The organism is Pseudoalteromonas denitrificans DSM 6059, assembly GCF_900112265.1.
GTDB classification, from domain to species: Bacteria; Pseudomonadota; Gammaproteobacteria; order Enterobacterales; family Alteromonadaceae; genus Pseudoalteromonas; species Pseudoalteromonas denitrificans.
Map to the genome: position 1 here is coordinate 21671 of NZ_FOLO01000060.1, position 10855 is coordinate 32525.

General features: G+C 35.6%; 7 protein-coding genes. 4 read left to right on the forward strand and 3 right to left on the reverse strand.

Features of this window, described 5'->3' with window-relative positions; translation table 11 throughout:
* Positions 1-30 precede the first annotated feature (30 nt).
* Both bioA and asnS read left to right on the forward strand, forming a co-directional pair.
* Entirely contained in the window at positions 31-1326 is a 1296-nt protein-coding gene (gene bioA, locus BM088_RS22845) for an adenosylmethionine--8-amino-7-oxononanoate transaminase (RefSeq protein ID WP_091990353.1), read from the forward strand.
* Between the two features lie 564 nt (positions 1327-1890).
* Positions 1891-3288 carry an asparagine--tRNA ligase gene (gene asnS / locus BM088_RS22855; RefSeq protein WP_091990335.1) on the forward strand — a complete coding sequence of 466 codons (1398 nt, stop codon included), beginning with the start codon at positions 1891-1893 and terminating at the stop codon, positions 3286-3288.
* A 73-nt stretch (positions 3289-3361) separates the two neighbouring features.
* On the opposite strand, the gene BM088_RS22860 is transcribed toward asnS, so the two are convergent.
* The 3 genes from BM088_RS22860 to BM088_RS22870 form a co-directional block, all read right to left on the reverse strand.
* The gene (locus tag BM088_RS22860; RefSeq protein WP_091990338.1) at positions 3362-5233 is read right to left on the reverse strand and encodes a M12 family metallopeptidase; all 1872 of its coding nucleotides are present in this window, start codon (positions 5231-5233) and stop codon (positions 3362-3364) included.
* 42 nt (positions 5234-5275) lie between these two features.
* Positions 5276-6892 carry a hypothetical protein gene (locus BM088_RS22865; protein ID WP_091990341.1) on the reverse strand — a complete coding sequence of 539 codons (1617 nt, stop codon included), beginning with the start codon at positions 6890-6892 and terminating at the stop codon, positions 5276-5278.
* A gap of 67 nt (positions 6893-6959) precedes the next feature.
* On the reverse strand, positions 6960-7928 hold the full coding sequence (locus BM088_RS22870) for a hypothetical protein (protein WP_091990344.1): 969 nt from the start codon (positions 7926-7928) through the stop codon (positions 6960-6962).
* A 362-nt stretch (positions 7929-8290) separates the two neighbouring features.
* On the opposite strand from BM088_RS22870, the gene BM088_RS27610 reads away from it, so the two are divergent.
* Together BM088_RS27610 and BM088_RS22880 are read left to right on the forward strand one after the other, a co-directional pair.
* Complete coding sequence (locus tag BM088_RS27610; protein ID WP_091990347.1) at positions 8291-10378, forward strand: pre-peptidase C-terminal domain-containing protein; 2088 nt, start codon at positions 8291-8293, stop codon at positions 10376-10378.
* Positions 10379-10616: 238 nt separating this feature from the next.
* The coding region (locus tag BM088_RS22880; protein ID WP_143085052.1) for a transposase at positions 10617-10855 on the forward strand (239 nt) is incomplete at its 3' end.

Here is a 10855-nt window from a genome sequence, read left to right on the forward strand (position 1 = left end):
CAACAAAACAAATTGGAATTAAGTTTACAAATGAACAACAAACAACCAGCCAATAAAACTATCGATCTAGAATTCGATAAAAAGCACATTTGGCATCCATATACTTCTATGACACAACCCTTACCTGTCTACCCTGTTGTCAGTGCAAACAAAAATACAATCACATTTGAAACAGGCGAAACCTTAATTGATGGTATGGCCTCATGGTGGAGCGCAATTCATGGTTATAATAATGAAATTTTAAATACTGCCGTGACAGAACAGCTCGCTAAAATGAGTCATGTGATGTTTGGTGGCCTAACCCACGAACCCGCCGTTAATTTATGTAAAAAGTTGGTTGATATAACACCCAAAAAATTAAATAAAGTCTTTTTAGCCGATAGTGGCTCTGTATCGGTAGAAGTCGCATTAAAAATGTCATTACAATATTGGCAAAGTTTAGGCTATAAACATAAAACAAAACTAATGACGGTAGAAAAAGGCTATCATGGTGATACCTTTGCAGCTATGAGTGTATGTGACCCTATAAATTCAATGCATAGTTTGTATCAAGGTTTTTTACCTGAGCATATTTTTGTGCCTGCACCAACAAGTCAATTTAACGACACATTTGACGAAGATGAACTTATTCAATTAAAACAAACTTTTGAGGCACATCATCAAGACGTTGCCGCTTTTATTATTGAACCTATTGTACAAAATGCCGGTGGCATGAATTTTTATCATCCTAACTACCTTAAAGTTTTAAGGCAATTATGTGATGAATATGATGTATTACTTATATGTGATGAAATTGCGACAGGTTTTGGCCGAACAGGAAAAATGTTTGCCGTAGAACATGCCAATATTACACCCGATATTTTATGCATAGGTAAAGCGATCACGGGCGGTTATATGACACTATCAGCCACATTAACAACAGATAAAATAGCAAAAGGTATTAGTGACGGTGAAGCTGGAGTCATGATGCATGGCCCTACATTTATGGGCAACCCGTTAGCTTGCGCTGTTGCCTGTAGCAGTATAGATCTTTTATTAGCTTCTGAGTGGAAAAGCACAATTAATGATTTGAACAATGCTTTAAACGAATATTTATCACCATGTTCACACCTAGAACAAGTTGTAGATGTCAGAGTATTAGGTGCAATTGGAGTCGTTGAAGTGACAGATACAGTTGATGTCGCACAATTTCAAAAACAATGTATTGAACTGGGTGTATGGATCAGACCATTTGGTAAGTTAATTTATTTAATGCCTCCCTATATTACCCCAAAACAAGATATCAAAACGTTAGCCGATGCTATTTATACAATATTGAAAAAATAAACCGCACTCCTCCTAAATTAATTTTTAGGAGGATGTTTATAAATCCAATTTTTAAAAAAGTAACACTAAAATAAAGCTAATACAGACTAAGAGTAAGCTAATCAAATTATACCTTTGGCTATCATATTTACGCCTGCTTCTAATTTTTCCTAAAATAATACCCAGAGCAGACAGCCCACTACAACAATAGAGCAATAATAATAATATATTTTTAGCTTGTCCTAACCAGTTTGTTCTTACAGATAGATCAAAATATTTTACGATACCATACTCCAATTCGGGTCTGGCATAATGAAACATTACTAAAGCTGCAATAAATGATATCCAAGATAAAATGTTCAGACAATAAACGAACTTAATGACTAAATCAGGCTTGTTTCTACGCTTTATTTGCAACTTAAGAATCTCATTGAAAGTATTACTAATAAATATACTCATATAAATAGTGAATGGCACTTTTTTTATTTTCCTTACACAGGTAATATAGCCGTCTGAAAAATTAAAACTATATTTACAATTTGCATTGCATCATAAAATGCGCTTTGCAACATCATTGGAGTGAAAATGAGCCACACAGCTATCACAGCACTATTAGCAGGCAAAGTAGAAGCACACACTACGGTAACAGTAAAAGGCTGGATCCGTACACGTCGTGATTCTAAAGCCGGAATTTCTTTCTTAGCCGTACATGACGGTTCTTGTTTTGATCCTATCCAAGCTGTGGTACCTAATTCACTTAATAATTATGATGAAATTACACGTTTAACGGCGGGTTGTTCTGTTGAAGTAACAGGTGTTTTAGTACAGTCTCAAGGTAAAGGACAATCTTTTGAAATTCAAGCTGAAACAGTTAATGTTGTAGGTTGGATAGATAACCCAGATACTTACCCTATGTCGGCTAAACGTCATAGCATTGAGTATTTACGTGAGCACGCACATTTACGCCCTCGTACAAATATGATAGGTGCTGTTACACGTGTACGTAATTGTTTAGCTCAAGCTATCCATCGTTTTTATAACGAGCGTGGTTTTGTTTGGATCAGCACGCCTATCATTACAGCAAGTGATTGTGAAGGCGCAGGTGAAATGTTCCGCGTTTCAACATTAGACAATGAGAACCTGCCACGTACAGATAAAGGCAATGTAGATTACTCTGAAGATTTTTTTGGTAAAGAAGCCTTCTTAACAGTATCTGGCCAATTAAACGGTGAAACTTACTGTTCAGCCATGTCTAACATTTATACTTTTGGCCCAACTTTCAGAGCCGAAAATTCAAATACATCTCGTCATTTAGCCGAATTTTGGATGGTAGAACCTGAAGTCGCTTTTGCTGATTTAGAAGATATCGCAAAACTTGCTGAAGACATGCTTAAATATGTATTTAAAGCAGTACTTGACGAACGACGTGATGACATGGAATTTTTTGCACAACGCGTTGAAAAAACAGCGATTGAGCGCTTAGAGAACTTTGTAGATAAAGACTTCGCACAAGTTGACTACACAGAAGCAGTAGAAATACTTAAAGCCTGTGGTAAAAAGTTTGAGTACGATGTTGAATGGGGTGTCGATTTACAATCAGAGCATGAGCGTTACTTAGCCGAAGTACACTTTAATGCACCTGTTGTAATTAAAAACTACCCTAAAGATATTAAAGCTTTCTACATGCGTGCTAATGAAGATGGTAAAACGGTTGCTGCAATGGATGTTGTAGCACCAGGTATTGGGGAAATTATCGGTGGTGCACAACGTGAAGAGCGTTTAGATGTACTTGATGCCCGCCTTGATGAGATGGGTTTAGATAAAGAAGATTACAGCTGGTACCGTGATTTACGTAAGTACGGTACAGTGCCGCATTCAGGTTTTGGTTTAGGCTTTGAGCGTTTAGTTGCATATGTAACTGGTATGGGTAATGTACGTGATGTTATTGCCTTCCCACGTACTAAAGGCAGCGCTACTTACTAAATTTATTTTAGTCTTAAATAAACAAAAGCCGGATATTTATCCGGCTTTTTTAATTTAAATTTTTAATCAAAAGTTACTTCTGAAGTTTAAAAGTATACTGCCCCTTACTTTGTCCGTCCCAGCTATAAATTTTAAAACGATAATATCCAGCATTTACATCTAAGTTAATCGTTTCTTGCGAACCTGGCTCTGTTGCACTGTCTAAGTCATACCATATTTTTTGATTGCCATTCCAACGCTGCAATACCAATTCCAGATCTGCATTATCAGGGCCTGATAATGACGCGCTTATTTGACCGCCCTCATATTCAAACCAATCATTATTTGGTTGAATATCAGTTTGTGTATTTGTTTTAAGTTCACCCAAATAGGTCTCAAACTGATCTGATTTTGAAATGATTTTTGCACTTAATTTAACATTCTCAATTTTATTCCAAGCGAATACACGAACAAAATACGCTCCAGCTTGTGCATTCATATTACAAGATTCTAAGCTTGTTTCCCCTGCACTTTTACAGTCAAACTCCTGTAATGTCGGCAGTTTCTCTTTTTGAATATATAAATCAGCATCACCACTCCCACTTTGAGTTTTAAACTCGACACGTTCAGCTGAATCAGGCACCATCAGTTTAAAACACTGACTATTTTTTGCATCAATGCTGATATTAATATCTGTACCAGGTGTTAGTTGGGAAACACCACAAGGAACAGGATCAGTCTCAACCTCATAGCTTGCTGTAAGCTTTAAATTATCAAATGCTTTATATGCTTGTACATTTATGTGCATATAACCACCTTGCACATTTGCAGTACACTGCTCATTTGAATTCTCACCAGCTGATTTACAATCATAGTTTTGCGCTGTCGCAATATCATTGTGACGCACAAATAAATCAGCATCGCCATTTAGCCCTTCAGTTGTCACTGTATAAGATTTACTATTATCAGGTAAAGCAAGTTTAAAACATTGTTCCGTATTTATTTGTGCATTTAAAATGGTTGATTGCCCATTTTCTAATGCTTTAACTTCACAGGGTTTTGGTTCTTGCGTCGTACCATACACATATGCCACAGCATTCATATCTCCTGCACTTAATACGTGTGAGTTACCAACTAGATTAGCGTTAACGCTACCGTCTAAAATTGATATTGTTGTTCGATTACCAATACCAAATGCATTTGTACGATAATGCATAATAGAATAATAATCATAAGGGCCATAGTTTTGCCCTTGTGCACGTGTTATTTTTTGAAAGTTATAACTCATACTTGACTGAATATTTTGCCATAGAATATTAATATAACTATCACGATCACTGCGGGTTTGTTCATGAAATAAACCAACAGCATGACCAATCTCATGTACCGCAGCCCCACGACCACAGTTACTTGCCAATGTCAGTGTTTGACGACCACCAGAGCGACCTATCCAAGAGCTACATCCGCCACCATTAACAATATTGATGTAGTCATTTTGTGAACTTCTTGGTACTAGATTAATATTTGTTTTACTATTCCAATGATCAACGGCATACAAAAAGTCTTGTCTTGCGCTCGAACTCAGTGAGCCATCTATTTGATATGGTATTTCACCTTGAGGCCACTTATAACCTGAAGTGGGATATCGAATAGCGGAGCTAGGAGTAGACATATCATTTGCGTTGTTTACACTACTTATGCCGTCAACAGCCGCAATATCCAAACCATAACGTTTTAACTCATCGGTATGACCTAAAATCATATCTCCTAAATAACCAAGACCATCAATATCAATTAAGTTAAGCGTAGAGCCATCTTTCAGTTTGACTGAAAAAGCCTCTCCGTGTGCTGTATTATTAATATACAGCGGAGTTAATTCATTAAATGATTTTTTAGCTTGATTTGCAAAAACCGATGTTGAGCATACAGCAAATAAAACAGCACTGTGTATTTTATTGATCGTCATAATATTCCTTGAACACTGTTAAAAATTTAAGTTAAAAAATGATTACCATTGATGTTTATCTTTATTTAATAATTTTTTCAGTTGATCTTTCACGATTTGATTTTTACTGCTTCGAATTTTTTCAATTATGTGCGATTTTTGTAATGCAGTTAATGTCAGGTTTTGACTTGCCACCGAACGGGATAGTGCGTCAATGCTTTTAGGTTGGTTTGAGTTCACTGCAAAATTTATGATTTTGTCATGATATTTAGAGTCTTTTGCCAACAGCTTGATCAAAGAGACATTGACGTTTTGTTCTGTACTTCCTAATAGATCTGCTGCTTGCGCGTTAAGGTTTGTAATTCCACTATTATTTATGGCTAATAATGTCACATCTAGATTAGTCCCCATCGATAATTGCTCTGATAAATATTGTTTAACCTCAGATTTTTGTATTTCATTATACCTTGCTACTGTACCAATACTCAGTTTCGCTGTATTTGCAAGCGCGTTATCAGGCGTCTCAACTAATGCTTTCAAACTATTTAGACTTAAATCTGATACCGCTTCAAAACGCCCTAACGACATTACAACTCGTTGTTTATTGATACCTTGCAGGTCTGGGTGCGCTAACAAATTAACTAAAGTCACTTCTGCTGAAAAAGTTGGATTTTTTTGAATTGCATAGATAATTAAAGAAGCAAGCTTAGGGTTTAAATTTTTATTCTCTATTAAGTTTACCAGTTCATCTAATGTGTAATTTTCTAGTAAATATTGGCCTATCTCTTTTGCCAATGCTTCATCAGGCATGCTCGCCAATTTAGTCAAAGCTTGCTTAAGTAAATGTTCTGAAGTAATTTTAAAACTTTGATTAACTTCTGTTGTTTTAAATTTAAGGTTTGAGTTGACCATTTTTAAATCATTACTATTAGGCCAATTCACATTCATATTTATCGCTGAGATATAAATAATTTGCTTAACAACAAAGTGTGCGTCTTGATTGATATAATGGGTGTCTAACACCGAATTCAACTTAATGGGTAAATTATTTTTTGATATGACTAATGACCAGTTCTCATCAATTTTATCAATTGACATATTTTCTAAGTCTGCATTTTTCCGCTTAAATATTTTTCTGGTGAGTTTATTATTTAATAACTCATACTTATAAACTGCTGAACCCGAAGCTTTAGAAATACTTAAAGGTTCATCTAATTGATATGACAATTCAGATAACAAATGTGTTACTGCATTTATTGGGTGGCTTTTATTTAAGCCTAAAAAATCTGTATTTTTGAATACAAAGTTTTCATATTGCGTTTTAAATAATACTGACGATGCAAGTTGTGTTTTTTCTGTTTGCTGTTTTAACTTACTATCAATAACTTGCCCAAGCCATACGTTTAAGGCTTTTTCTTTTTTTAATGCAATTTTTCCTTCAAATATAGAACTGGCCATTTCTTCATTGGAATCACTTAAAACCTGAGTTGAAACTTTAAATTTGAAACCCAAAGACTTAATGCCAGATACAACTTTATTTTCATCGTTTTTATTTATTGTGTGTGAACTGGTATTTTCAATTTTAGGCTTTAGATTTTCACCTTCGACAATACGAGAGTAGACAAAAATGCTTAGTATCAAAATGCTCACTAAAACAGTTATAAAAATGTGTTTTTTCATAAAATAATCACTTAAAAGTAGTGGGGGAACCCCCACTTTAATTGGTTGGTTTACAGCATAAAATCAACTAAAGTGATTCCCACTGTGGGCTTGCGTACTCATAAAAAGTATGTTCGTATTGATAAAGAGGATCCCACTTCATCAGGTTGGTATTAAATTTAATTAATCCCCATAATTTATGACAATATGCATCAATCTTTCCATCTCCGCCGGATAGTTTCCCTGAGATTTTTAGTTCAAGGAACCCCTGCTCTACAATTTCATTTTCAACTTCGACGCGACGTATACCAGCTTCCATATAACCTTTTGTTTTAACCGTCAGCATATTTAATTTTCCTTTTACACCTGCTTCAGCAATACCATGGCCTATTGTTGTATAAGCGGCAGAAGTCACATGACCTGATACATAGGGCTCTACCGATGCATAAATATAGTCAGGTCTGCGCACATTATTAACTTCGAATGGTTCATCATTTTCATAGCCTCCAATAACACCACCCACAGTAAAGTCAGCGCCAACATCAACACCCATACCAAATTTCACCCCTACTTGAACTAAACCAAGTGGGTCTAATGGCACAACAACTTTAGGTTTTATCCATTCAGGAATAAGATCAAAAGTATGGCTGATTGGATAACTCACTTCGGCATTAAGCAGGTCTTCACAGTTAGGTTTTATCACTGTTACTGTATCTTCACCGACTTCAAGATTAAAACTAAACCCTTGTGTACAATCTAATTTTGCTGGATTAAATTCAAATGAAACTAATCCACTGCCAATTTTAATAGCGCTTTTATGCAACTTAAACCAATTGCCCGCCTCATAAGAACCTGAAGTCGCACCATTGTTTGTTTTAGTTACATTCATCCAACCTGCTTGCTCTCTATGTTGTTTTGAATAAGCAATCACATTATGTTTAGTGACCATTTTTGTCGCAAATTCAACTGTTCCTGGGTTTTTATAAATATCGGCACTACTTAAACCTGTAAATAACGCACTGGTCAGGTATAAAAATGCTAGCTTCTTGTTTTTCATCATATCTCCAAAGTTTAATGTTTTTTATTTCATCATTTATTAATAAACGATTTCCGTAACAGGAATTAATTACCCAAAACGGATACAGACTATACATGGAGTATATGACATATTTATTTCATCGCCAGATAAATCTCATTAAATCTGAGATTTACCTGTCAATGTAAATAGGAATAACACATGAAATTTTAAAACACCGCTAAATTTATACCTTCCATTTACATTTAATTAAACTTTTTATTGCAATACCCTTTACAGGTACTAAATCTATACTAATATGATTTGAGATACACATATCGAAGCACATGTATCTGAGATGAAAGCCAATAAAACTAATAAAGATATAATTAAAGGAAAACCTAATGATTAAATGTTTACCAAGTTTACTCGCACTATCAATAGGCATGACAACAAGTGTTTATGCTAATAAAACACAAAACCCAAATCCAATAATAATAGCCGATACGATTTCTCATACTTTATCTTTAAAACCAACGGAATCTCTTCAACAAGATGCTGATAATATAAATGAAATAAAAATAACAAAAGCAGGTTCTTCATTTATTAAAGTGCATTTTGACTACTTTAACTTACCAGCTGGTGCTTACATTACAGTGTCAAGTAAAGATGGCCAAGAAAGCTATCAATACAATGGCATTGACCATAGCAATGCTACTTTTAACAATGAGTCTGGCGAGAATGGTCAAACACAATTCTCTGCGATGTCTGTATTTGGCGATACTGCCATTATAAAATTGGTGATCCCAGCAGGCATTGTTTGGGAGTCAAAACATGGCATTAATATTGATTCATACAATGCTGGACACCCAGATAATGAGGTTTTTAATAACAATACTGAAGATCTCACTCCTGAGTCAACTTGTGGTATTAACGAACGTAAAGACGTTGCTTGTTGGGAGTCAAGTCACCCAGTTGAATTTGATAGAACTCGTCCAGTCGCAAGGTTATTAATGGCTGGTAGTGGTTTGTGTACTGGCTGGCGTGTTGGTAATGATAACCGCATGTTTACCAATAACCATTGTTTATCAACTCAAGGGAAACTTGAAGATACTGAAGTATGGTTTAACTATCAAAGAACCAGTTGTGGTGGTTCAAGCAATGCAACAACGATAAAAGTAACAGGTAAAGATTTATTAAAAACCAACTACGACTTAGATTATTCTCTATTTACGGTTAATAATTTTAATACGATTGATGGCTTTGGTAATTTTGGCTTAGATGTGAGAACACCCACTTTAGGTGAATTTATTTATATCGCACAACATGGCGCAGGAAATCCAAAAGAACTATCGATAGAAAGTGATAAAAATGCCAGCGGGCGTTGTGAAATAGATCTTGCTTCTGTTGCTGGTAGAGCAGCGGATACAGATACAGGTTATTTTTGTGATACAACTGGCGGTTCATCGGGTTCTCCTGTATTAGCTGCCAGTAGCAATAAGGTGATTGCATTACACCATTTTGGTGGTTGTGAAAATCAAGGTGTCAAGATAGAAAAAATATGGCCTGAAGTTTCTAGTTTTTTTAATGAAACACCTCCTCCGGGTGATACAGGCCCAGGAAACAAAGCGCCTGTAGCACAATTTACAGCAAGTTGCGACAATCTAAGTTGTACTTTTGATGGGACAGCTTCTTCAGATTCAGATGGCACAATAGTCAGCTATGACTGGAATTTAAGTGATGGCACAGTGCTAACAGGCGCAAACGTGCAACATGCTTTTGCTGCTTCACAAACATACTCTGTCACTTTAACTGTCAAAGATGATAAAGACGCATTGGGTAAATTATCACAGGATATATCTGTTTCAGATAATCCAAGTAATAATGAGCTTCAATCAGGCGTACCAATTAATAATTTATTAGCTGCTAAAGATGCTGAATTAGACTATTTCATTAATACAACAGAAAATGACAGCCAAGTTACAATTACAACCAGCGGTGGTAGAGGTGATGTTGACTTATATGTTAGAAAAGGTGAAATGCCAACTAAACAGGCTTATGATTGTCGCCCATTCATCAGCGGTAATAATGAAACATGTCGCGTATTGCTTGGTACACCAGGAAAGGTTCATGTAAAATTGATTGGCTATAGTGATTTTAGCGAAGTAAGTTTAGTTGCTAATATTACAGCCAGCACAGGAAGTGGATTTCCAAAAACAGGTCTATCTGTCGCTAAGGGAAACTGGGATCATTATAGTTATACAGTGCCACAAGGTGTCACTAAGTTAGAGATCACAAGTTCAGGTGGTACAGGTGATGCTGATTTATATGTTCAAAAAGGGGCTGCGCCAACTAAAACAGTCTATGACTGTCGCCCATTCAAATCTGGTAATACCGAAACCTGTTCTATTACAGTGAGTCAAGGAGAAGAAATTTATATCGGTTTATACGCTTATAGTAACTTTTCAGATCTCACTTTAGATGTTAAATAACTTCAAAAGCATTTAGAATATTAAAACCCTTTATAGTGATGAAGGGTTTTTTATAAACTGCACAATACATTTAACACTCATAACTTACCTTCATTATCTTATCAGCATCTTAATACGCTAATTAAAGTCCAGTTTTATAAATGTTTTCCTAGGGGCTGTTGATCTTTGTTTGAATTTTGTGCGTAAGTGACAATCTCGTATAATTCACTTCGCCAAAACCAAACTAAACGAGATTGTCATGCCCCGATTAATGCTCACTGATGAGCTGTGGTCGAAACTAAAAGCTATATTGCTTGAAGATAGAGTTTATAACAAGCTTGAACATCGACAAACGCTAGAAGGAATACTTTATCGCTTACGTGTTGGCTGTCCGTGGCGTGATTTGCCTGAATGTTTTGGGTTGTGGAATACCATTTATCGTCGTTTTCTTCTTTGGTCAAGAAAAGGCATATTAATGAGACTGTTCAAAACTTTAGC